This is a genomic window from Streptosporangium sp. NPDC050284, from assembly GCF_044459525.1.
GTDB lineage: Bacteria > Actinomycetota > Actinomycetes > Streptosporangiales > Streptosporangiaceae > Streptosporangium.
Genome location: NZ_JBITIZ010000018.1, coordinates 17,831 through 41,063 on the forward strand (window position 1 = coordinate 17,831; position 23,233 = coordinate 41,063).

A 23,233-nucleotide genomic window follows, 5' to 3' on the forward strand; every position below is an offset into this window, starting at 1 on the left:
ACTCCGTTTCGTGTGGTTCAGATGTCGGCGGCGATGTACTTGGTCTCCAGGAACTCGTGGATCCCGTCGAACCCTCCCTCCCTGCCGAGCCCGCTCTGCTTGACGCCGCCGAACGGCGCCGCGGGGTCGGAGAGCACGCCCCGGTTGAGGGCAACCATGCCGGCGTCGAGCTGTTCCGCGATCCGGAGCCCTCGGCGCAGGTCGCCGCTGTAGACGTAGCTGATCAGCCCGTACGGTGTGGCGTTGGCCCTGGCCACCGCTTCCTCGTCGGAGTCGAACACGACGATGGGGGCGACCGGTCCGAAGATCTCCACATCGAGGATGGCGGCATCCGGCTCGATGCCGGCCAGCACGGTGGGCGGGTAGAACGCCCCGGGCCCGTCCAGGACGGCCCCGCCGGTGACCGGGCGTCCGCCGGCACCGACCGCCTGGTCGACCAGTTCGGCGACCTTGCCGCGCTCGGCCGTGGAGACCAGGGAGCCGATGTGGTTGGCGGGGTCGAGCCCGGAGCCCACCTTCAGCCCGGCCATCGCGTGGGCGAACGCGGCGGTGAACTCCTCGGCGACGGCGCGGTGGACGTAGAAGCGGTTGGCCGCGGTGCACGCCGCGCCGCCGTTGCGGAGCTTGGCGATCATCGCGCCCTCCACCGCCGCCTGGACGTCGGCGTCGGCCAGCACCAGGAACGGCGCGTTGCCGCCCAGCTCCATCGAGGTGCGCACCACCTGGTCCGCGGCCTCGTGCAGGAGGACCCGGCCGACCTCGGTGGACCCGGTGAAGGAGAGGTTCACGATCCGGGGGTCGTGCAGCATCTCCCTGACCCGCTGCGCGGTGGGCGCGGCGACCACCACGTTGACCACGCCGTCGGGGACCCCCGCGCGGGCCAGCACGTCGGCCACGGCCAGCGCGGTGAGCGGGGTCTCGGTGGCGGGCTTGAGCACCACCGAGCAGCCCGCGGCCAGCGCCGGGCCGATCTTGCGGGTCGCCATCGCGGCCGGGAAGTTCCACGGCGTGATGAGCAGCGACACCCCGATCGGCTGGTGGGTGACGATGATGCGCTTGTCACCGCCGGGGGCCAGCCGGTAGTCGCCGGTGACCCGGACGGCCTCCTCGGCGAACCAGCGGAAGAACTCGGCGGCGTAGACGACCTCGGCCCTGGCGTCGGCCAGCACCTTGCCGTTCTCCCGCACGATGAGCCGGGCGATGTCGTCGACCTCAGCCGTCATCAGCTCGTACGCGCGGCGCAGGATCTCGGCGCGCTCCCTGGGGGCGCGGGCGGCCCACGGCCCGAGGGCGGCGGCGGCCGCGTCGACCGCCTGGGCGCACTGGCGTTCGCCCGCCACGGCGACCTCGGTGATCGGCTCGCCCAGCGCGGGATCCAGGACCGGCAGCGTGTCGGTCCCGGTGACCCATTCGCCGCCGATGAACAGTTCGGATCTGATTTTCACGAGTTCTCCACGGGAGTGTGGCGGGGTTTGGCCCGCTCGTATTGGACCGGCCAGGGCAGGTCTGCCCCGACCTGCCCTGCGGCGGCCAGCGGCCAGCGCGGGTTGCGGAGCGCGGCCCGGCCGATGAACACGGCGTCGGCCTGGCCGGAGGCGAGCACCTCCTCGGCCTGCCGGGGTTCGGCGATCCGGCCGACGGCGGCGGTGCGCACGCCCGCACCAGCGCGGACCGTCTCGGACAGGTCGGTCTGGTACGTGCCGTCGGCCGGGATGGCGGCGTCGGGGAGCAGTCCGCCGGAGGAGCAGTCCACGAGGTCCACACCGAGCGCGGCGAGCCGCCTGGCCAGCTCGACCGAGGACGGTGGATCCCATCCGCCGGGCGCCCAGTCGGTGACCGAGATGCGGACCAGCAGCGGCCGGTCGGCCGGCCACGCCTCGCGAACGGCGGCGACGACCTCCAAGGGGTAACGCATCCGGTTCTCCAGCGAGCCGCCGTAGCGGTCGGTGCGCCGGTTGGTCAGCGGGGAGAGGAACTCGTGCAGCAGGTAGCCGTGCGCGGCGTGGAGTTCGACCACGTCGAAACCGGCGCGCAGGGCGCGTTCGGCTGCGGCGGCGAAGGCGTCCCTCACCGCCGCCAGGTCCTCCTCGGTCATCTCCCTGGGTGCGGGCAGGTCGCCGTACGGGACCGGCGAGGGTCCGATGGTCGGCCAGCCGCCGTCGGCGTACGGCACCCGGCGCTCGCCGGTCCAGGGGGCGGAGGTGGACGCCTTGCGTCCGGCGTGCGAGAGCTGGAGGCCGATGAGCGTGCCCTGCTGGTGGACGAACCGGACGATCCGCGCCCACGCCTCGGTCTGCTCGTCGCTGTAGATGCCCGCGCAGTACGGGCTGATCCGGCCCTCAGGGGTGACTCCGGTGGACTCGGCCACGATCAGCCCGGTCCCACCGGTGGCCAGGCCGCCCAGGTGGACCAGGTGCCAGTCGGACACCAGGCCGTCCTCGGCGGCGTACTGGCACATCGGGGAGATCCAAAGGCGGTTGGGGAAGGTCAGGCCGCGCAGGGTGAGCGGTGTGAAGAGCGGGCTCACCGGTGCCCACCCCCGTCCGGGCTGAGCATGACCTTGGCGTGGCCGCCCGCGTCGGCGGCGGCCGCGACGGCGGCGCCGCAGTCCTCGAAGGCGAACACGTCGGACACCATGGGTGACAGGTCCAGCCCGGTGCGGTCGAGCAGCCGGAGCGTGGGCTCCCAGATCTGCGGTGGCGCGCCGGTGGAGGACGACAACCGCAGGTTGCGGTTCTGAATCCGGTGCAGCGACACCTGCTCGGAGCGCCGGTGCGCCAGGCCCATGAACAGCACCCTGGCGTCCTGGGCGGTGACGTCCAGCGCGGCGGCCTGCGCGGCGGGGGCGCCTGACCCCTCCACGACCAGGTCGGCGCCGCGCGGGCCGAGCACGTCCAGGACGGCGGCGGCCACGTCCACACCGGGGGCGGCCTCGACGCGGTGGTCGGCCCCCAGCCGCGCGGCCAGGTCCAGCCGGTACGGGCTGCGGTCCACGGCCACCACCCGCGCGCCGAGAGTGCGGGCCAGGCCGACCATGGACAGGCCGATGGCACCACACCCGAAGACGGCCACGGTGTGACCGGCGTCGGCCCCGCCCGCCGTGCGCAGCGCCTGCAGGCAGCAGGCGAGCGGCTCGACCAGGGCGGCGCGCAGCGAGGAGACGGCGGGCGGGACGGCGAAGCACATCGCCTCGGGGACCAGGAAGGTGTCGGCCATCGCGCCGTCGGTGGACACCCCGAACCAGATGTTGCCGCCGAGCGCGCCGTGCCCGATCACCCGGTCCCCCGGGCGGAACCGCGAGGTGGCGGGGCCGGCCTCGACGACCACGCCGGACCATTCGTGGCCGAGCACGTGCGGGAAGCGGACCTCGAAGCTGGGGTCCATCCCGCCGGAGAGCTGCTCCAGGTCGGAGCCGCAGATGCCGATGTACTCGGGGCGGACCCGCAGGGCGGCGTCCTCCATGGGCGGGACGGGCAGCAGGTCGCAGCTGACCGTCAGGCCGTCGTCCGACCGGTGGACCACCACGGCCCTGCGCGAGGTTTCGGAGATCGTCATGGCTCAGTGCACGATCAGGCCGCCGTCGACGACGAGTTGCGCCCCGGTGATGAAGGACGCCTCGTCGGAGGCGAGGAACAGGACGGCGGCGGCGACCTCGTCGGCCCGGCCGGCCCGGCCAAGCGGCGTCTGCCGTACCAGGTCGGCGGAGATCTCCGGATCCTGGGCGTCGGTCATCGGCGTGGTGATGAGTCCGGGGTGTACCGAGTTCACCCGGATGCCGTCGGCGGCGTAGGACATGGCGGCGTTCTTGGTCATCAGCGTGACGGCCCCCTTGGCCGCCTGGTACGCGGCGACCCCCGCCGAGCCGATCAGCCCCCACGCCGAGGACATGTTGACGATCGCCCCGCCCCCGGCCTGCCGCATCGCCGGGATCACCGAGCGCATGCCGTAGAAGACCCCGGTCTGGTTGACGGCCACGATGCGGTGCCAGTCGTCCAGGTCGATCTCGGTCAGCGAGTCGTAGGAGCCGACGAGCCCGGCGCAGTTGAACAGTACGTCGACGCGTCCGTGCCGGTCGGTGATCTCGGCGACGAGGGCGCCCCAGGAGTCCAGGTCGGCGACGTCCAGCCTGCGGTGGTGGGTGCGGCCCTCGTCCCTGGGCAGCGCGGCGATGTCGGCGGCGTAGACGACGGCGCCCTCGGCGGCGAACCGCTCGGCGGTGGCCGCGCCGATGCCACTGGCGGCGCCGGTGACGATGGAGATCTTGTCGGTGAGTGGCATGGCTCAGGCTCCTTCAACTAGCTCGAATTGCCGGGCCGCCGTCGTGTACGCCTCCGGCAGCGCCGACTCCAGCGGGCGCACCCGGTAGGTCTCGGAGAGGATCTCCACGCCCCACGGCCCGCTCCAGCCGAGGTCCCGCAGCAGGCCGATGAACTCCGTGACCCGAAAGTCGCCCTGGCCGCAGAGCCGCCGCCGGAGCACGGTGTCGGTGTAGCCGTCGCCGACCTGCTCGGCGGCCCCGTCGTCCAGCTCGACGCCCTTGATCAGGTCGATCGGCAGGCGGGCCAGCTCCTCGAAGGTGGCGGCCCCGCGCTCGACGTGCCACAGGTCGAGCATGAGACCTCCGGCCGGGTGTCCGGCGGTGGTCACCAGCTCGACCGCCCTGGCCAGGGTGTCGATGTTGGAGAACGGCATGAACTCCAGCGCCACGGTGGTCCCGGCCTGGGCGAACGCCTCGCTCACCCGATGGAAACCGGCCGCGGAACGTTCCAGGTCGTACGGGCCGCCGGTGATGTCCGGGCCGATCTTGACGTGGTGCGGGCCGAGGGCCTCGCTCGCCTTCACCAGCAGGTCCAGGACGCGGTCGGACTCGGCCCTCGCCGCGTCGTCCAGCCACCAGTCGGTCAGGAACTCCAGCTCCAGGTGGCGGATGCCGTTGTCGTCGAGGATCCGCCGCAGCGTCGGCAGGTCCGAGGTACGGAGGAACTCCTCCAGGTCGACGTGCATCAGCCCGAAGCCGGCGAAACCCGCGCGGGCCGCCTGCTCGATCCGTACCGGCAGAGGGATGGGGCTGGCGTCTCGTCCGGGCAGCGGGACGGCGTCTCCCGCGGTGGTCCAGCAGGTGGCCAGCAGGTCGGGGTGGGGCATGGGGTTTGACTCCTAACCGGTCCGTCAGTACGGGTTGGCGACGAAGAGGTCCTGCGCCGGGAAGAGGGTGATGACCTTCGCGCCCTCGCGGGTCACCACGACCTCCTCCTCGATGCGGGCGGCGGACCTGCCGTCGCTCGCCGGGCAGTAGGTCTCCAGCGCGAAGACCATGCCCTCCTCGATCTGGACCGGGTGCTCGATCGAGTTGAGCCGCGAGATGATCGGCCGCTCGTGCAGGCCGAGCCCGAGGCCGTGCCCGAACTGGAGGCCGAAGGCGTCCATCTCGGAGGCGAAGCCGAAGTCCTGCGCCCTCGGCCAGGCGCGGGCGATCTCGTCGGTCCAGGTGCCGGGTTTGACCAGCTCGATCGCGGCGTCGATCCACTCCCTGGCCTTGGTGTAGGCGTCCCGCTGGGCCGGGGTCGAGGAGCCGACGTTGAGGGTGCGGTAGTAGCAGGTCCGGTAGCCGTTGTAGGACTGGATGATGTCGAAGAAGCAGGTGTCGCCCGGCCGGATGATGCGGTCGGTGAAGTTGTGCGGGTGCGGGTTGCAGCGCTCGCCGGACACCGCGTTGATCGCCTCGACGTCGTCGGAGCCCATCTCGTACAGGTAGGCGTTGGCCATCGCCACCAGGTCGTTCTCCCTGATGCCCGGCTTGAGCGCTTCGGCGATGCGCTGGTAGGCGCCGTCCACCATGGCCGCGGACTGGTTCAGCAGCAGGATCTCGTCGATGTTCTTGATCTGCCTGGCCTCCAGCATCACCTGCTGGCAGTCGGCCATGGTCAGGCCGGCCTGCTGCATGGCGAGCAGCAGCGGCGGCTCGGCGATGTCCACACCGACCGGCGCGTCCTGCTGCCCCGCCTCCACCAGCAGGTCCTTGATCTCCTGGACGGCGCGGGTGAACAGACCGACCTCGGGGGCGACCGCGCCGCGCAGGCCGACCATGCCGGCCCGGCAGTTCTCCGGCAGCAGCCACGGCGCGTACAGCTTGTGGTGCCTGGCGGCCGAGCCGAAGTCCCACAGGATGGGTTCGCGGCCCCGGATCAGCAGGGCGTACCTGGTCATCTTGTCCCGCGACCACTCGCCGATCACCGAACCGGTCAGGTAGCGGATGTTGTTGACGTCGAAGACGAGCATCGCGCCGAGGTCGGAGGCCTCCAGCGCGGCACGGGCGCGGGCCAGCCGGTAGTCGCGGAGCCGGGTGAAGTCCACCCGGGTCTCGAAGTCCACGCCCATGTGGCCGGGCGCGCCGATGGCGTTCGGGTCCAAGGTCATGCGGTTACTCCTTTTCCGGCCGCTTTCTCCTGCACGGCCAGCAGCGACAGGAAGTCCTCCTCGCCGTGCCCCTGCGCGAGGGCGGCGACCAGCAGCGTGCGCACCATGGCGACGAGCGGCAACGGCACCTGCCCGGCGGTCGCCTCGGCCAGGCCGAGGTCGACGTCCTTGAGCAGCAGCCGGGAGGTGAAGGTGGGGGTGAGGTCCATCGTGCGGATGGCCTCGGTCTTGTAGCGGGTGAACGCCGAACCGACCACGCTCTCGTTGAGGAACTCCATCAGCGTGCCCCGGTCGACGCCGAGTTGCTCGCAGAGCACGACGACCTCGGCCAAGCCCTGGGTGGTGATGGCGAGCAGCAGGTTGTGGCAGATCTTCAGCAGCCGGGACTCATCGCCCGCGCCCGCGTAGGTGGCGGCCCGCCCGATCGCCTCCAGCGCGCCCCGCGCCCGATCGTAGGCCTCCGGCGAGCCCGAGCAGACGAACGACGCGGTGCCCGCCTCGATGGCCGACGGGTTGCCGCTGACCGGCGCGGACAGGAACGGCACCCCCGCCTCGGCCGCCGCCTCCCGCACCCGGCGGGAGGATTCCACCGACACGGTGGAGGTGTCCACCAGCACCGACGGGCGGTTCTCGGCGGCCAGCAGCGCGAGCGCCACGTCCTCCAGGTCCGCGGAGGCGGCCAGGCTGGTGACGGTCACCTGGGCGGTCGCCGTCTCCCCCGGCTCCGCGGCGAGCCGCGCCCCCGCCTCGCGCAGCGACTCGGCCTTGGCCGGTGTGCGGTTCCAGACGGTCACCGGGTGACCGGCGAGCAGCAGCCGGCGGACCATCGCCGATCCCATCCGTCCCGCGCCGATCCAGCCGACGGTGGTCTTCTCACTCATCCGGGTTCCTCCCCCTGGAGTTCCGACAGATCGATGACGAGCTTGGGCCGGGCCCGGCCGGCCTCTCGCATCCGGTCGAACGCCTCGCGCGCCCCGGCCACCGGGAGCACCTGCTCGATGAGCGCGGCAGGGGAAACCGCGCCGACGGCGATCAGGTGCAGTGCCCGGGGCATCAGGTCGACCCCGCCGAGCACGCCGGACAGGCGCAGGCCCTTGGTGACGAAGGCCGCCAGGTCCACCCCGTCCACCGGACGGCCGGGGATGCCGACCTGGAGCACGCGCCCGGCGATGCCGGCGATCCTGGTCAGCACCGGGCCGATCGCGGCGGACCCGGTGGCCTCGATCACCACCTGGTAGGCGTCGCTCGGCGCGTCCTGCGGCGTCCAGGCCGCCCGGGCGCCGAGCTGGAGCGCCATCTTCAGCCCCTCGGGGTCGATGCCGATGACGTCCACCGGACTGCGCATGGCGGCGGCCACCTGCACCGCGAGCAGGCCGAGGGTGCCGGTGCCGAGCACGGCGACGGACTCGCCCGGCTGGGCGGCGGCCTCCTCGAAGGCGCTGAGCACGGTCACCAGCGGCTCGGCCAGCAGCGCGTGCGCGCTCTCCACCCCGGCGGGCACCACGTGCACGTTGGCGGCGGGAATCCGCAGGTAGCGGGCCGCCGCGCCGGGCACCGCCCCGCGCACACCCAGCTCGTACCGGTTCGGGCAGAGGTTGTAGTGGCCGCCACGACAGGTCAGGCACTGGCCGCAGGACAGGAACGGCTCCCCCACCACCCGCTCGCCGACCAGATCGCCGGGGACCGAAGGCCCGACCGCGACGACCTCGCCGGCCCACTCATGGCCGAACCTGATCGGGAAGTGGGTCAGCCCGCTCGACACGTACGCGCTGCTGCCGTCGAGCAGGTGCACGTCGGTCCCGCAGATCCCGAGGTAGGCCACCTTCACCAGGACCTCGCCCACGGCCGGTTCCGGCACGGGCACCCGTTCCACGGAGAGAACCCCCGGGGAGCTGAAGACCAGGGCCGGCATGGTGCCGGCAGGCCACTGTCCGGCGCTCATGCCGGTGTCCTTCGGCCCGAGAAGCGCTGGGTGGAGGCCCAGCCGACCAGCAGCGCGGCCAGGATGATCGCCCCGTACGCGGCGTTGATCCAGAACGACGGCACGTTGGAGAGCGTGAGGATGTTCTGGATGACGCCGAGCAGGATCACGCCCAGAGCGGCGCCGATCAGGTTGCCCCGGCCGCCGTTGAGGCTGATCCCGCCGATGACGGCGGCGGCGAACACGGTGAAGATGAGGCCGTTGCCCTGGTTGGCGGTCACCGAGGCGATCCTGCCGGTCAGCATCAGCCCGGCCAGTGCGGCCAGCAGGCTGCCCGCCACGACCACGCTGATAGTGAGCCGGGTGGTCTTGATCCCGGCGGCCCGCGCCGCCTCCAGGTTGCCGCCCATCGCGTAGATGCTCCGGCCGGTCGGGGTGAACTTCATGAACACGTACGCGCCGGCGAAGGCGAGCACGAAGATCCACGCCTGCACGGGCAGGCCCAGGATGACGCCGTCGCCCAGGTAGATCATGGCATCGGGCAGCCTCGCGTAGGTCTGCCCTCCGGACAGGCCGATGGTCAGCCCCTGCAGCAGGATCAGCATGGCCAAAGTCACGATGAACGCGTTGAGCCTCAGCTTGGCGATCATCAGCCCGTTGGCCAGGCCGATCAGCAGCACCGCCGGGATCGTGATCAGCAGCCCCATCCAGAAGGGCAGCCCGAACCCGCTGTCGGCCACGCCGGAGACCAGCACGGCCAGCAGCATCGGCGCGAAGCCCACGGTGGACTCAAGGGACAGGTCGAAGTAGCCGCCGATCAGGATGAGGCTCTCCGCTATCACCAGCACGCCGAGCACGGCGGAGGTGGTGATGATGTTGTCGATGATGTTGGTAGGGGTGAGGAAGGCGGGGCTCACCACGGTGCCCACGATCACCGCCAGGATGATGATGGGCAGCAGGGTGAGCACGACGGGGTCGACGGACCTGCGCGCCCGCCGGCCGCCCGGCGGCGACGACGGCGACGGCGCGGCGGACACCGACTCCGGCGCCGGTTTCTTCGGGGATAGTGCACTCACTGTGAATCTTCCTCTCCAGACGGCCGCCGGTCCGGGTCGGCGTCGCCGTCACCCTGCACGGCCGCGGCGATCATGCCTTCGGTGAAGGGGTGCCGCAGTTCCGTCGACACCTCCCCGTGGACCATGACGACGACGCGGTCGCAGATCTCCAGGTCCGCGTCGTCGGAGCTCACGATCAGCACGGCCCGTCCGTCCGCGCGGAGCTCCTCGATGGTGTCGTAGATCGATTTTTTCGCGGACACGTCCACCCCTGCGGTGGGGTTGACCAGGACCAGCACCTTGGGGTCCGCGGCCACCGAGCGGGCCAGCACCACCTTCTGCTGGTTGCCGCCGCTGAGTTCCTCGGTGGGCTGGGCGGCGCCGTACGCCTTGATGTGCCACTTGCCCGCCAGCCGCGAGTAGAACTCGTCCCGCTTCCTGCCGTTGATCATGCGGAACCCGTTGGCGAATCGCGACATGATGTTCAGGGTCGCGTTCTCAGCCACGCTCAGCCCGGGTACGTAGCCGCTGAGGTGCCGATCCTCCGGGGTGAAGCCGATGCCGGCCCGGATGCAGCCGCTGATGTCGCCGAGCGGCAGCGGCCTGCCGTCCAGGGTGACGGCGCCCGACTCGGCCGGGCGCTGGCCGGTGAGAACCTCGGCCAGCTGCATGTGCCCGGCTCCGTCCAGGCCGGTCAGGCCGACGCATTCGCCAGGCCGCAGGGTCAGGTCCACGTCGTTCACCTTGGGGGCGGTGACTCCGGAGGCGACCAGAACGGGCGGCAGGGTCGGCTCGGGCCTGACCGCGTGCGGTCCGCCGTCCGCGCCGGCCGCCTCGCCGACCATCGCGTCCACCAGGTCGGGCACGGTCATCCGGGAGAGCCGTTCGGTCAGCACCGTCCGGCCGTCGCGCAGCACGGTGACCGAGTCGCACACCTCGAAGACCTCGTGCAGGTGGTGGGAGACGTAGATGATCGTCACACCCCGGGCGCGGGCCTTCTCGATGTGGCGGAACAGGCGCTGGGAGGCACCCCGGTCCAGACCGGCGGTGGGCTCGTCCAAAAGCAGTACCCGCGGGCCCTGGGAGAGCACCCGGCAGATCTCGACGACCTTCCGCTCCAGCGGCTCCAGCTGCTCGACCGGAACGTCGGCCAGGTCCGCGTACTCCCATTCGGCGAGCATTTCCGTGGCCTGCCGATGCACCTCGGGCCAGCGGATGAACCCCGCCCGGGATCGGGGGAACCTGGCCAGGGCGATGTTCTCCGCGGCGGTGGCGGCGGGGACCAGCGTGCTGCGCTGGTAGACGCAGCCGACGCTGGCGGCGCCCTCGCCGTCGCCGTCGGCGAGCACCTGGACCGAGCCGCTGTCGGGCTGGGTGAGGCCGGTGAGGATCGACATCAGAGTGGACTTGCCCGCCCCGTTCTTGCCGATCAGCGCCCGCGACTCACCCCGGTTGACGGTGAGGGACACCTCTGACAGCGCCCTGGTCGACCCGAACGCCTTGGACACCTGGTCCACCACGATGGCCTGCTCCGCGCCGGCCTGTTCTGAAGGGGCCTGTGGCATTGCTCCGCGCCCTCCTTCCTTGAGTTCTGGATCACCTTCGGTGGCGCGCCCGCGGCGTGCCACCGAAGGTCACCGGGAGGGGGGTCAGCCGTTGCCCCACAGGCTGGGGTCGTCCACGTTCTCCTTGGTCACCGTGGGCGAGGGAAGAAGGTCCTGCAGGGACTCCCCGACCTCGACGATGGTGCTGTCGTGGTCGGTGGGGCCGGCCTGGTAGGTCTTGCCCTCGATCGCATCCTTGATGTACTGGATGCCGTACTTGGCGTACAGGTCCAGCGGCTGTGACACGACGGCGTCGAGAGTGCCTTCCCGCACCGCCTCCAGCGCCGCCTTGGAGCCGTCGATGCCGACGGTGACGATGTGGTCGGCGTCGCCGACCTTGGTGAGCTTGCCCTGCTGGCGCAGCGCCTGCTGGACGCCGGCCAGGCAGACCGACTCGCTGCCCATGAACAGGCCGGTCAGCTTCTCGGTGCTGAGCACCGTCTGCGCCTGGGTGGCGCACTCGTCCGGCTTCCAGTTCATCGGCTTGGAGATGACCTTGACGTTGGGGAACTTCTCGGCCATGCAGGTGGTGAAGCCCTTGCTGCGGTCCTGGCCGTTCTGGGTGGCCAGGTCGCCCTGGAGGTCGAGGACGGTGCCCTCGCCGTTGATCTGCTTGCCCATGTACTCGCAGGCGGCCGTGCCCATGAAGACGTTGTCCGCGCGGACCACCATGTAGATCTTGCCTGAGTCGGCACCCAGGTCGACGGTGACCACGGGGACGTTCTGCTTGTTGGCCCGGTCGATGGCGGGGGCGACCGCCTTGCTGTCCACCGGGACCACGATGAGGCCCTTGACACCCCGGCCGAGCAGGGTGGTGATGTCGGCGTTCTGCTTGGCCGCGTCGCCGTCGGCGTTGACCGCGGGCAGCAGGTTGACGCCGGCCGCGGTGGCCTGCTCGCCGAGCTGCTTGACCAGCTGGACCTGGAAGGCGTCGGTGAGGAAGGACTCGGAGAAGCCGATCTCGCCGCTGTCGGCGGCGGTCGGTTCGCCGGAGGCCGCGCTGTCGCCGGTGGCCGTGGTGTCGCCGGAGGAACAGGCGGTGAGGGTGAGGGCTGCCGCTGCGAACAGGGTCAGTACACGCCTGCCCGTGGTGATGTGGTATGACATGAGACCTGCTTTGCTTGGGTGGTGATGTCGTTCTTCGTGTACTGACCGTTCGTTGAGGGACGGTCATGTGGAGGGCGCGTCCGGGAGTTCTGGTCCCGGAGTCACCTTTCGCCGCAGCGTGCCGGACGCGGGTGGAGCCGCGTCCGGTGTGGTTCAGCGGCCCGTGGAGTTGCGTTCGATGACCGGTAGGAGTGCGATCCGGGTCCTGCGGATGTGCCCTGCCAGCAGACGCTCCGCGTCCGTGGTGTCGGCGCGCCGGATCGCGTCGATGAGCAGTCGGTGTTCGGCGTTGATCACCCATTCCCGTTCGTGGCCCGCGCGTTCGACGTACGCGCGCCGGTATGGCTGGGTTATGTTCCACAGCCTTTCGATCATGTCCCGGAGCTCCTTGTAGGGGTTCCCCGAGTAGGACAGCAGGTGCAGTTCACGGTCGAGGTGGAGAAACCTGTCCAGGCTGGTGTTGGCCTCGATCTCGTCCTGGATCCGCTCCAGGCGCCGGATCGTCTCGGCCGGCAGGTGCGGGATGCTCTCGGTGAGCGCGAGTGGTTCCAGCCGTTCGCGGATCTTGTAGGTGACGTCGCACTCCGCCGCGTTCATCTCCGAGACCCAGGCGCCGCTGTTGGCCTTGAGGGTGACCAGGCCCTGGGAGTGCAGGATGCGCAGCGCCTCTCTCACCGGCAGGCGGCTGGCGCCGAAGTCCTTGGCGACCTCCTCCTGACGGATCCTGGCGCCCGGCTTGAGCGCCCCGGACAGGATCTGCTCGCGCAGGTGTTCGGCGATCTGGTGGCTCATCACGCTGGTGGCGGCGCCCGTCCTGTCGTCCGCGGGTTCCAGGCCCGAGGTGAGGCCGGTCATCCGCTCACCGCCTGGCTCTGTTCCTCCCGCAGGTACCACGCCCGGCCGTGCGGGTAGGAGACCAGCTCGAACTGGGCACCCCAGGGGGCGAGGAAGTAGATCCAGCGTTGTCCGGCGTGCGGGCCGTCGCTGGCGGTGGGGCCGCCGAGCACGGTCACACCGCGGGAGCGCAGGTAGTCCGCCGCGGCGTCGATGTCCTCCACGTACAGGGCGAGGTGGTGGCCGCCGACATCGCTGTTACGCGGCGGGGTCTGCGCCTGGTCGGGGGCCTCGTACTCGAAGACCTCGAAGACCGGCTGGTTGCCGCAGCGGAAGAACCGCAGCTTGTCCACCCGGGCCCGAGGATGCACGTTGAGATGGGTGGTCATCCAGTCCCCGTCGTCGGATTTGGCGCCGAGCGGGTAGAGGTACTCGCACCCGAGCACGTCCACCAGGAACTCGGTGGCCTGGTCGATGTCGGGAACGGTCAGACCGACATGGTCCAGGCCGACGAGCCCCGGCAACCCAGGGGCATCCCCTTCAGCCACGTATCCCACCTCCGAATCCGTTGACGATCTGTTTCTTGGAAGTTTCCACTGCCGCACCTTCATCGAGTATGGATCCAATACGGCCTGGTGGATCGGTAGCTTGGTCGCCCAAAGTATGGAAAGTCAATGTTGAGAGCACATTCTTCCGTTACGAAGGCATAACGGTAGTGTGAGATCGGATCCAATCTGTGCGATGGTCGGTAACAACCGCGGATCGCGGAGGGGGTGCGGCCGACCGGTCCCGGTCGCCCGGCAGAGCGCCGGCGCCCCCGCGCCGGAACCTGCCCGGCCTCTGGCTTGTCCACCTGGAAGAGAACACACATGACCAAACACCAGGACCTCGCCGCGCCCACCCCCTGGCTGGAACTGACCACCACGGAGGCGGACTGGGACGAGGCCGACCCCGACCTGCTGCGCGCGATGTTCGGGCAACTCGTGCTGATCCGCGCCTTCGAGGAGTACGTCCTCGAACTCGCCGGGTCCGGACTGGTCCACGGGCCCGCCCACTCCAGCGTCGGCCAGGAGGCCGGGGCGGTCGGATCGATCCTCTCCCTCACCTCGGCCGACACCATCACCGGATCCCACCGGGGCCACCACCAGTTCCTGTCCAAGGCGTTGGGACATGTGCTGCCCGGCGGCTGGGACCCGCGCGGCGACCTGCCCGCCCCGGTCACCGACCTGCTCACCCGGACGCTGGCCGAGATCTGCGGGTTGGCCCGCGGTTTCTGCCGGGGCCGGGGTGGATCCATGCACCTGCAGTGGCCGGAAGCCGGAGCGATGGGCACCAACGCCATCGTCGGCGGCGGCGTCCCGCAGGCGGCCGGCTTCGCGTGGGCACACCGGCGGGCCGGCACCGACGCGGTCTCGGTCGCCTACTTCGGTGACGGCGCCGCCAACATCGGCTCGGTGCTGGAGAGCTTCAACCTCGCCGCCGCCTGGTCCCTGCCGATCTGCTTCTTCATCGAGAACAACCAGTACGCGGTGTCCACCCATGTCCGCGAGGTCACCGCGGAGCCTCGGCTCTCGGTGCGCGGTCTCGGCTTCGCCATCCCCAGCTGGCGGGTGGACGGCATGGATCCACTCGCCGTCCACCTGGCGATGGGCGAGGCACTGGCCCACCTGCGGGCGGGCAACGGGCCGGTCATCATCGAGGCCGACCTGTACCGGTACTACCACCAGAACGGCCCCTTCCCCGGCAGCGCGTTCGGCTACCGCTCCAAGGAGGAGGAGCGGCAGTGGCGGCAGCGCGACCCCATCACGCTGATGACCGGCCACCTGCTCCGGCGCGGCGCGCTCACCGACCAGGAGGCGAGCGGGGCCGTCGAGCAGGCCGCCGCCATGATGCGGGCGATCGGCGACCAGCTGCTCGAACCCCTCCCCGGCGGCAAGCCCGGCCAGCGCCGCATCCGCCCGTCGGAGTGGCCCGAGCCCGGTTTTCGTGACGTCGGCGTACGCGGCGACCTGTCGGAGTTCGGCTCCGACGTGCGCTACGAGGAGGCGGCCACATTCTCAGGCCGACTCGCCGAGCGCGAGTTCATCGACGTGGTCGCCGAGGTGATGGCCCGCCGGATGGAGACCGACCCCGCCGTCGTCGTCATGGGTGAGGACGTGCACCGCCTCAAGGGCGGCACCAACGGGGCCACCAAGGGACTGGCCGACGCCTTCCCCGACCGGGTTCTCGGCACCCCGATCAGTGAGAACGCGTTCGCCGGACTGGCCGGCGGACTGGCCATGGACGGCCGCTACCGCCCCGTCGTGGAGTTCATGTACGCCGACTTCCTCTGGGTGGCGGCCGACCAGCTGTTCAACCAGATCGGCAAGGCCAGGCACATGTTCGGCGGTGACCACCCGGTACCGCTGGTGCTGCGCAGCAAGGTGGGCACCGGCACCGGCTACGGCTCGCAGCACTCGATGGACCCGGCCGGAATCTTCGCCACCGCGCCGGGGTGGCGGATCGTCGCGCCCAGCACACCCTTCGACTACGTGGGCCTGATGAACACCGCGCTCCGCTGCGACGACCCCGTGGTGGTCATCGAGCACGTCGACCTGTACACCAGCACCGGCACCGGGCCGGTGGACGACCTCGACTACCACATCCCGGTCGGCCGCGCCGCGGTGCGCCGAACGGGCCGGGACGTGACCGTGCTCTCCTACCTGTCGATGGTCGCCCACTGCCTGGAGGCGGCCGAGCAGGTCGGTGAGATCGACCCCGAGATCATCGACCTGCGCTGGCTGGACCGGGCCAGCATCGACTGGGACACCATCGGCGCCAGCGTGATGAAGACCGGCACCGTGCTCATCGTGGAGCAGGGGGCGGTCGGCACCTCCTACGGGAGCTGGCTCGCCGACGAGATCCAGCGCCGCTACTTCGACTGGCTCGACCACCCGGTACAGCGGGTGACCGGCGGCGAGGCGTCGCCGAGCATCAGCAAGGTCCTCGAACGGGCGGCCATCGCCCGCACCGAGGAGGTCGCCGCCGCCTTCCGCCGCATGACCACCGACGGCACGCTCGCGCCCCGGCACTGAGCCCACCTTCCGATCTCCCGCACCACGAACCAGGGACCAGGACCAATGGCCACTCTTCTTCGCATGCCAGAACCGGCGGCCGGTGCCACCAGCGCCGTCGTGTCGGAATGGCCGATCGCCGAGAACTCCCCCTACTCCGTCAGCACCGCCATCGTCGTCATCGAGACGGCGAAGGCGTCCATCGAGATCGAGGCGGAGAGCGACGGCGTCCTGCTCAAGCGACTCGTCCCCGCCGGGACCGAGGTCGACGTCGGCACGCCCATCGCCCTGCTCGGCGCGCCCGGGGAACCGCCGGAGAACATCGAGGACCTCCTCGCCGGACTCGGCGTCACCGTGTCCACCCCCGTGTCCACCCCCGAACCTGACACCTCTCCGGCGCAGCCCGCCGCCGTGAACGGGCAACCCGTACCGGAGGAACCGGCCACGTCGCAGCGGGTCTACGCCAGCCCGCTCGCCCGGCGGCTGGCCCGCCAGGGCGGCCTGGCGATCGACCGGATCCCCGGAACCGGACCGGCCGGCCGGATCCTGCGGCGAGACGTCGAGGAGGCACTGGCCCGCGCGAGCGAGCCCACTCCCACTCCCACGCCCGCGCCTGTCGCGGCCCCGGCGTCCGAGGGCCACGAGGACATCCCGCACAGCAGGATCCGCCGCGCCATCGCCACCCGCCTGGTGGAGAGCAAGCAGACCACGCCGCACTTCTACGTCAGGGGAACGGCCCGCGCCGAACGGTTGCTGGCCGTCCGAGCGCAGCTCAACCAGCCGGGATCGCCCAAGATCTCGGTCAACGACCTGGTGGTCAAGGCGGTCGCCCGTGCCCACAGGCTCGTCCCCGAGATGAACGTGATCTGGACCCCGGAGGCCGTCCGCCGTTTCACCCAGGTGGACGTGGCGGTCGCCGTGGCCACCGACACCGGCCTGGTGACCCCGGTGCTCCGCGCGGTCGACACCATGCCGATCAGCCTGGTCGCGGAGACCACCCGCCACCACGCCGACAGCGCCCGTACCGGCCGCCTGCGCCAGGGTGACCTGGAAGGCGGCTCCGTCGCCGTCACCAACCTGGGCATGTACGGCACCGAGGAGTTCACCGCGATCATCAACCCGCCGCACTCCTCGATCCTGTCGGTCGGCGCCGTCCGCACCGAGCCCGTCGTCGAGGACGGCGCGGTCGTCCCCGGCGCCACGATCCGCTTCGTGCTCTCGATCGACCATCGCCCGATCGACGGCACGGTCGCGGCCCGTTGGATGGGCGAATTCCTGTCCTTGATCGAGAATCCGGTGCGCATCCTCGCCTGAGGCGCTCCCTGACCCGGCCGCCGACGACAGGTGAGGATTCAGCGCCACAGAACCATGAGGTCACCCTTCACGGTGCCAGGCCGGCCGGCTCGGCGCGATCGTCTCGTACCGAATCCGGGACCTGGCGGTTCTCGTGGTCGGGCCGGTCGGACGCCGGGCGCGGGCTCCGGTCCTGGCGTCGGACTTGGAGGACGACGACGCAGGACAGCACAAGCGCGCCGCCCGCGAGCTGCACCGGGGTCAGGGACTCGCCGAGGACGAGCGCGGCCAGTGCGGCGGTGACCACGGGCTCGAAGGTGGACAGGATGGCGGCGGCCGACGGGCCGGTGCGCTTGAGCCCGGCGAAGAAGGTCAGCATCGCCACGACGGTGGAGACCACGGCGATAGCGGCGAGCCAGAACCATCCCGACACCCCGAAGCCGAGGTCGACGCCGCCGGTGAGCAGGGCACGGGCGCCGAGGGTGCCGGCCGCGCCGGTCATCACCAGCGCGGACAGCACCACGGGCGCCAGCCGGTGCACAACGGTGTCGGCGACCAGGATGTAGGCGGTGTAAGTGATCGCGGAGGTGAAGGCGAGCAGCGCCCCGAGCGGGTGGAAGCTCATGTCACCGGCGCCGAGCAGGACCAGCAGTGTTCCGCCCGAGGCGGCCGCCAGCGCGGCTCCGCGCGCGGGGGTGAGCCGGTCACGGCCGAGCAGCACCGCCGTCACGGTGACCATGACCGGGTAGGTGTAGAGGATCAGGGCCAGCAGTGAGGCGTCCATCAGCCGCAGCGCGGAGAAGAACAGGCTCGCCTGCGTGGCGTACCCGATGGCGCCCAGGCCGACGGCGATGGCGAGCACCCGGCCGCGCGTCATCGCCGACCGGCCGGTCGCCTCCTTTCGGGGAGAACCGGAGGCGGCGCGGCGCAGCCCCGGCCGCACCAGCAAGACGATCCCGAGCAGGACGGCTGCCAAGGTGAAGCGCACCAGCAGCAGCGCCTCGGGCGAGACGCCGGCGTCGTAGGCGAGTTTGCCGAAAATCGCCATCGCGCCGAAGCAGGCCGCGGACAAAAGACATAGTGCTGCACCCATGCGTACAAGGATCAGGGTCCTGACTCATTGGGTCTAGCGATGATTTCTGGCGGCAAATCGTTAGGATTCTCGCATGATCGAGCTGGATCTTCGGCGGTTGCGCTTCCTACGGGAGTTCGAGGAACGCGGCACCCTGGCCGCGGTCGCGGCGGCTCTGGGCTACAGCCCGTCCACGGTCTCCCAGCAGCTCGCCCTGCTGGAGAAGGAGGTCGGTGCCCGGCTGCTCGACAAAGCCGGGCGGGGTGTGCGGCTCACCGACGCCGGACACCTGCTCGTCCAGCACGCACGGGTGCTGCTGTCGGCCGCCGAGGCGGCGGAAGCCGACCTGGCCGGCCTCGGCGGCGATATCCGGGGCACCGTCCGCGCCGGCGGCCTGCAGTCGGCCGCCCGCCGCCTCCTCATCCCGGCACTCGCCCGCATGAAGGCCGACCACCCGCAGGTCCGTGTGGAGATCTTCGAGCTGGAACTCGAACAGTCCCTGCCAGGCCTCCGCCTCGGCACGGTCGACCTCGTCATCGGCGACGAGTACGACAGCCACCCCCGCCCGCGCCCGGCCGGCCTGCGCTTCACACTCCTGCTCGAAGAGCCCTTGAAAATCGTGCTCCCAGCCGCGCATCCACTCGCCCGGCCCGGCGGCCCCGTCCCGGTCGCCGACCTGCGATCCGACATCTGGACCGCCTCGGCCGAAGGCACCGGCCATCACGCCATGGTCATCGGGACCTGCCGCGCCCTCGGCGGCTACGAGCCGGACCTGCGGCACCGCTCCAGCGACGCCGACGTCCAACTCGAACTCGTCCGCGCCGCGGCCGCCGTCGCCCTGATGCCGACTCTGACCCTGCCCGGCGACGACCCCGCGCTCGCGATCAGGGACATCGCCGAAACCACCCTCAAACGCCGCCTGGTCGCCGCCACCCGAGACACACCCCCCGCTCCCGCACTCACCGCCCTCCTGACAGCCGTGACGGCCCAGGTGCACAGGCTCGACCTGTGGAAGCCTTCCAGATCAACCGCTCGGCGTTCCTGACGATCGACCTTCAGCCCGCGGCGCCTTGCTCCCCTGCTCCGGCTACCTGCCGTCGACGCCCCGCGGCGCGGCCGCCGGCCAGCAGCAGTGCGGCGACGGCGGCGACGAGCCCGACGGCGATGACCGGCGCGAGCGCCGCGAAGCCGAACGCGGCCGCGACCTCGCCGAACATCGGCGGGCCGAGCAGCGAGCCGAGGCTGCCCGCCTGGGCGACCAGGCCACTGCCGACGTCGGCGTGGTCGAGCCGCTCCAGGATCAGCGGCAGGGCGGCGAAGACGAGGGCGGCGAGGAACCCGTTGGCGAGCGAGAGCGCCCCGGCGCCCGCGAGCACGCCGGCGAGCGGACCGCCGCCGTACACGAGCCAGGCGGCGGGCACGGCGAGCAGGCCGAACAGCGCAAGAACACCGACCCGGGTGCCGCGGCGCAGCAGCATGCCGACGAGCAGCCCGCCGACCGCGCTGAGCAGCGAGATCACCGAGGTGCTCGCGCCGGCGGCGGCGGCCGAGTTCTCGTGCTGCTCGATGAGGAGCGTGGGAAGCAGCACGATCACCGGGATGGTCACCAGCGCGGTCAGGCAGAACGAGATGGCCAGCACGCCCGGCCATCGCAGCGCGCGCAGCCGGGGGACGGGCCCGGCGGCGGCTCGCGGACCCGCCCCCGTGCGGGGCAGCCGCAGTCGCAGGGCCACCGCCATGAGAAGGGTGAGAGCGGCGAGCAGGCCGATCCAGCCGCGCCAGCCGAAGGCGTCGCCGGCCGCGCCACCGACGAGCGTGCTGGCGAACAGGCCCACGGACACGAACGTGGCCCAGACCGACAGGGCGGCGCTGCGGTCGCGTTCGTCGGCCAGGCGCAGGATGAGCACCGGCCCGGCGATGGTGACCATCAGGTAGCCGAAGCCCTCGGCGACGCGGGCGACGAGCAGCCAGGCGAAGTCGCCGGCCAGGACGCTCGCCGCGCCCGCCACGGCGATCAGGGCAAGGCCGTACACCAGCGCCCCCTGCGCGCCGACGCGGCGCATCAGGTAGCCGCCGGGCAGGCCGAAGACGGCGCCGACACCGACGACCGCCGAGATGACCCAGCCCAACTGGGACAACGACAGCGACAGCTGGTCGGTCACCGCCGGCCCGACGGGGGCGAACTTGCCCAGGCTCATGGCGGCGACGACGCCGCCGAGGTAGACGACGCCGATGGTCGCCCACTTCGAGCGCCGCCCGGGCTGCACGGGCGCGTCCGGGGCCGGCTCAGACTTCACACTCTCTCCTTCACACGAGGTCGCGGCGGCTCAATGGTCGTCGTGCCCTCGTGCGCCGGTCAACTCGGCACGACCCGTACGGCGGCGAGGCGCGGGCGTGCGTCATGGCCGCACCGCGTTCGTGGCGAGGATGCCGATTCCGGTCTCGGTGACGTTGACGGCGCCGGCCGACAGCAGGACGTCGATCGTCTCGGGCACGTCCCGGCTGGGCAGCACGCCCTGCAGGACGATCATGTTCTCGTCGCCCAGCTCCGCCCCGGCCCGCCACGAGCGCCCCGGCATGGCCGAGGTGACCTGCGGCAGGCACTCGGCGGGAGCGCGGACCGTGAGCAGCACGTTCGCCGGGCCGACCCAGGCGCCGCGCAGCAGCCGGGCGACCTTCCCGATGACGGCGCGTCGCCTCTCGTCGGCGTAGGCGGCGGGGTTGGCGATGAGCTGGGCGCCGCAGGTACGGATCGTCTCGATGACGCGCAGGTTGTTCTGCCGGAGGGAGTGTCCTGTCTCCACGACGTCGACCATCACGTCGGCCAACTCGGGGATCTTGGCCTCGGTGGCGCCGTAGGAGACGACCACCTCGGCGCGCCGTCCGGCGTCCTGGAAGAAGCGGCGGCCGATGTTGGGATACTCGGTGGCGAGGCGGACGCCGTCGGCGAGGTCGGCCACGCTGGTCGCCGGATGGTCGGCGGGCACGGCGAGGACGAGCCGCCACGGCTTCTCGGTGTTGCGGGAGTAGTCGAACGACTCGACCACCTCGACCTCGGCGCCGGTCTCCTCGACCCAGTCCGCGCCGGTGAGCCCCACGTCGAACGAGCCGTTCTGGACGACGAGCGGGATCTCGCGCGGCTTGTAGAACGCGACCTGCGCGGTGCCCGCGTACTCGATGGTGCCCCGGTAGGAGCGCTCAGAGGGGCGTCGTACGTCGAGACCGGCGGCCGCGAAGAGTTCCAGTGCCCGCCGTTCCAGGGATCCCGTCGGCAGGGCGAGCGAGATCATGATTCCTCCTCCGCGCGTCAGACGTGCAGCAGCCGGTCGATACCGGTGATCGGCGGCGTCGCCAGGTCGGCGGGGCGCACCTCGATCTCGCCGACGACGAGATCGGTGGGCCAGGAGTCGACGATGCTGCCGACGCAGCGGGCGATCGAGCGCGTGCTCATCTTGTAGGGGTCGGTGTCGCCGTCGAGGTTGGCGATGGCGCCGGGCGAGACAAGGCAGGCACGTACGCCGTTGCGCCGCTCCTCCAGCAGCAGCGTCTCGACCAGTGCCTTCAGCCCGGCCTTGGTGGCGCTGTAGGCGGCGCCGCCCTCGAAGTAGCGGGTGCCCGCGTGGCTGCCCATCGCGACGAAGATGCCGCGGTGGGCTCGCAGCGCAGGCAGCGTGGCCTGAACGAGGTGGAAGCCGGCGCTGAGGTTGATCGCCACCAGGCGTTCCCAGTCGGCCTCGCGCAGGTCGGCGATCGGGTCCAGGACCCGGTCGACGGCGTTGGACACGCAGACGTCCAGCCGTCCGGTCGTGGCCAGAACGTCGGCGACGGCCCGTCTGATCTCCGCGGGCCGCGACACGTCGCAGTGCCGTTCGCCGAGCCAGTCCGCGCCGGCGAGGGAGCGGTTCAGGGAGAAGACGCGAAACCCGCGCCCGCGCAACTCCTCGGCGATGGCCCGGCCGCTGCCCCGGTTGGTACCGGTGATCAGTGCCACCCGGCCGTCATCTGATGACATCGAGGATGCGACTCCACTGGTTGACGATCTCGTCGGCGTCGACACCGTCGCGAAACAGGTCCTTGTCCAGCGGGGACCCGTCCTCGTGCCGCAGCCGCATGCAGTCCTGTGAGATCTCGGAGATGACGGTGAGGCCGCCTTCGGCGGTGACGCCGAAGATGAGGCACATGTCCCAGAGGTCCACGGGGTGCAGCCAGGAGCGCAGTGTCTCGTTGACGGCCAGGGCGCGCTCGCGCATCTCCTCGACGGGCAGTCCGAGGGCGCGCAGGTAGTCCTCGCCGATCGGCTGGTCCTCCGGGTCGATTCGGTAGTCGAACTTCACGACCGGGCGCGGCAGCGGCGCACCGTCCTCGAACAGGCCGGGGTACTTGCGGGTGGTCGACCCGGTGGCCCGGTTCTTCACGATGACCTCGAAGGGCGGGGCCGGGCAGTAGTCGGCGAGGTAGGAGTCGGGGCCGACCCGCTCACGGAACGCGCACGCCACCCCCGCCGCCTCGATCCTGGCCGCGGCCTTTTCGTAAAAGGTCAGACGCAGCGGCCCGGTACGTTCCACCATTTCGTCGCGTTGGTATGTGAAACTGCGCAGGCTGGGGACTATCTGCACGAGGCACTGCCCATCGGGCAGCCTCCACAGCCGTTTACTGCGCCCGACGATATCCGGCTGCACCGTTCCGGGTATTTCGGAGAGCGGAATTCGCCGACTCGATCCGTGGTCCACATCGCCTCCATATCGGAGTTCGGCTCGACCCACCGCTTCGACCGTCGCACCCTTATCCAGGCGTTGTAAACCTAGAAGAAGGTTCACTTGACCCTGCTCGTAGCCCGCCGCTACGGTCTCGGAAATTAAGCTACTGATCTTATTCAC

General features: G+C 71.0%; 21 protein-coding genes. 3 read left to right on the forward strand and 18 right to left on the reverse strand.

Annotated elements, in window-relative coordinates; genetic code table 11:
* Positions 1 to 17: 17 nt before the first annotated feature.
* The 13 genes from ACIBH4_RS32820 to ACIBH4_RS32880 form a co-directional block, all read right to left on the reverse strand.
* A complete protein-coding gene (locus ACIBH4_RS32820; RefSeq protein ID WP_362767492.1) occupies positions 18 to 1,445 on the reverse strand; it encodes an NAD-dependent succinate-semialdehyde dehydrogenase in 1,428 nt (475 codons plus the stop codon).
* The gene (locus tag ACIBH4_RS32825; RefSeq protein WP_362518973.1) at positions 1,442 to 2,527 is read right to left on the reverse strand and encodes an NADH:flavin oxidoreductase/NADH oxidase; all 1,086 of its coding nucleotides are present in this window, start codon (positions 2,525 to 2,527) and stop codon (positions 1,442 to 1,444) included. Before ACIBH4_RS32825 ends, ACIBH4_RS32820 begins: the two co-directional genes overlap by 4 nt.
* A complete protein-coding gene (locus tag ACIBH4_RS32830) occupies positions 2,524 to 3,555 on the reverse strand; it encodes a medium chain dehydrogenase/reductase family protein (protein WP_362767489.1) in 1,032 nt (343 codons plus the stop codon). Before ACIBH4_RS32830 ends, ACIBH4_RS32825 begins: the two co-directional genes overlap by 4 nt.
* Positions 3,556 to 3,558: 3 nt before the next feature.
* Positions 3,559 to 4,278 carry a glucose 1-dehydrogenase gene (locus ACIBH4_RS32835; RefSeq protein WP_362518983.1) on the reverse strand — a complete coding sequence of 240 codons (720 nt, stop codon included), beginning with the start codon at positions 4,276 to 4,278 and terminating at the stop codon, positions 3,559 to 3,561.
* A gap of 3 nt (positions 4,279 to 4,281) precedes the next feature.
* Positions 4,282 to 5,145, reverse strand: a complete 864-nt coding sequence (locus tag ACIBH4_RS32840; protein WP_362518987.1) for a sugar phosphate isomerase/epimerase — start codon at positions 5,143 to 5,145, stop codon at positions 4,282 to 4,284.
* A gap of 24 nt (positions 5,146 to 5,169) precedes the next feature.
* On the reverse strand, positions 5,170 to 6,417 hold the full coding sequence (locus ACIBH4_RS32845) for a Xaa-Pro peptidase family protein (protein WP_362518990.1): 1,248 nt from the start codon (positions 6,415 to 6,417) through the stop codon (positions 5,170 to 5,172).
* Positions 6,414 to 7,298, reverse strand: a complete 885-nt coding sequence (locus tag ACIBH4_RS32850; protein WP_362767486.1) for an NAD(P)-dependent oxidoreductase — start codon at positions 7,296 to 7,298, stop codon at positions 6,414 to 6,416. Before ACIBH4_RS32850 ends, ACIBH4_RS32845 begins: the two co-directional genes overlap by 4 nt.
* On the reverse strand, positions 7,295 to 8,359 hold the full coding sequence (locus ACIBH4_RS32855; RefSeq protein ID WP_362518996.1) for an alcohol dehydrogenase catalytic domain-containing protein: 1,065 nt from the start codon (positions 8,357 to 8,359) through the stop codon (positions 7,295 to 7,297). The genes ACIBH4_RS32850 and ACIBH4_RS32855 overlap by 4 nt, the downstream gene beginning before the upstream one ends.
* Positions 8,356 to 9,414, reverse strand: coding sequence for an ABC transporter permease (locus tag ACIBH4_RS32860; RefSeq protein ID WP_362518999.1), 1,059 nt, complete (start codon positions 9,412 to 9,414; stop codon positions 8,356 to 8,358). Before ACIBH4_RS32860 ends, ACIBH4_RS32855 begins: the two co-directional genes overlap by 4 nt.
* Positions 9,411 to 10,958 carry a sugar ABC transporter ATP-binding protein gene (locus tag ACIBH4_RS32865; protein ID WP_362519002.1) on the reverse strand — a complete coding sequence of 516 codons (1,548 nt, stop codon included), beginning with the start codon at positions 10,956 to 10,958 and terminating at the stop codon, positions 9,411 to 9,413. The genes ACIBH4_RS32860 and ACIBH4_RS32865 overlap by 4 nt, the downstream gene beginning before the upstream one ends.
* 84 nt (positions 10,959 to 11,042) lie before the next feature.
* Complete coding sequence (locus ACIBH4_RS32870; RefSeq protein ID WP_362519005.1) at positions 11,043 to 12,104, reverse strand: sugar ABC transporter substrate-binding protein; 1,062 nt, start codon at positions 12,102 to 12,104, stop codon at positions 11,043 to 11,045.
* Between the two features lie 153 nt (positions 12,105 to 12,257).
* Positions 12,258 to 12,959 (reverse strand): GntR family transcriptional regulator, encoded by a 702-nt coding sequence (locus tag ACIBH4_RS32875; protein WP_362519008.1) that lies wholly within the window; start codon positions 12,957 to 12,959, stop codon positions 12,258 to 12,260.
* Positions 12,956 to 13,486, reverse strand: a complete 531-nt coding sequence (locus tag ACIBH4_RS32880; protein ID WP_362519011.1) for a VOC family protein — start codon at positions 13,484 to 13,486, stop codon at positions 12,956 to 12,958. Before ACIBH4_RS32880 ends, ACIBH4_RS32875 begins: the two co-directional genes overlap by 4 nt.
* A gap of 321 nt (positions 13,487 to 13,807) precedes the next feature.
* On the opposite strand from ACIBH4_RS32880, the gene ACIBH4_RS32885 reads away from it, so the two are divergent.
* Together ACIBH4_RS32885 and ACIBH4_RS32890 are read left to right on the forward strand one after the other, a co-directional pair.
* Positions 13,808 to 16,012 (forward strand): thiamine pyrophosphate-dependent enzyme, encoded by a 2,205-nt coding sequence (locus tag ACIBH4_RS32885; protein WP_362519015.1) that lies wholly within the window; start codon positions 13,808 to 13,810, stop codon positions 16,010 to 16,012.
* Positions 16,013 to 16,075: 63 nt separating this feature from the next.
* Positions 16,076 to 17,305: a dihydrolipoamide acetyltransferase family protein gene (locus ACIBH4_RS32890; RefSeq protein WP_362519018.1), complete on the forward strand. Its 1,230-nt coding sequence runs from the start codon at positions 16,076 to 16,078 to the stop codon at positions 17,303 to 17,305.
* A gap of 67 nt (positions 17,306 to 17,372) precedes the next feature.
* Here the strand turns inward: ACIBH4_RS32890 and ACIBH4_RS32895 are convergent, their stop codons facing one another.
* Entirely contained in the window at positions 17,373 to 18,377 is a 1,005-nt protein-coding gene (locus ACIBH4_RS32895) for a DMT family transporter (protein WP_362519021.1), read from the reverse strand.
* Positions 18,378 to 18,450: 73 nt separating this feature from the next.
* Between ACIBH4_RS32895 and ACIBH4_RS32900 the strand changes: the two genes are divergently transcribed.
* The gene (locus ACIBH4_RS32900) at positions 18,451 to 19,401 is read left to right on the forward strand and encodes a LysR substrate-binding domain-containing protein (protein WP_362519024.1); all 951 of its coding nucleotides are present in this window, start codon (positions 18,451 to 18,453) and stop codon (positions 19,399 to 19,401) included.
* A 10-nt stretch (positions 19,402 to 19,411) separates the two neighbouring features.
* On the opposite strand, the gene ACIBH4_RS32905 is transcribed toward ACIBH4_RS32900, so the two are convergent.
* The 4 genes from ACIBH4_RS32905 to ACIBH4_RS32920 form a co-directional block, all read right to left on the reverse strand.
* Positions 19,412 to 20,653, reverse strand: a complete 1,242-nt coding sequence (locus ACIBH4_RS32905; RefSeq protein ID WP_362519027.1) for an MFS transporter — start codon at positions 20,651 to 20,653, stop codon at positions 19,412 to 19,414.
* Between the two features lie 102 nt (positions 20,654 to 20,755).
* Entirely contained in the window at positions 20,756 to 21,646 is an 891-nt protein-coding gene (hisG, locus tag ACIBH4_RS32910) for an ATP phosphoribosyltransferase (protein WP_362519030.1), read from the reverse strand.
* Between the two features lie 17 nt (positions 21,647 to 21,663).
* Positions 21,664 to 22,368 (reverse strand): SDR family NAD(P)-dependent oxidoreductase, encoded by a 705-nt coding sequence (locus ACIBH4_RS32915; RefSeq protein ID WP_362519033.1) that lies wholly within the window; start codon positions 22,366 to 22,368, stop codon positions 21,664 to 21,666.
* On the reverse strand, positions 22,355 to 23,233 hold the full coding sequence (locus ACIBH4_RS32920; protein WP_362519036.1) for a phosphoribosylaminoimidazolesuccinocarboxamide synthase: 879 nt from the start codon (positions 23,231 to 23,233) through the stop codon (positions 22,355 to 22,357). The genes ACIBH4_RS32915 and ACIBH4_RS32920 overlap by 14 nt, the downstream gene beginning before the upstream one ends.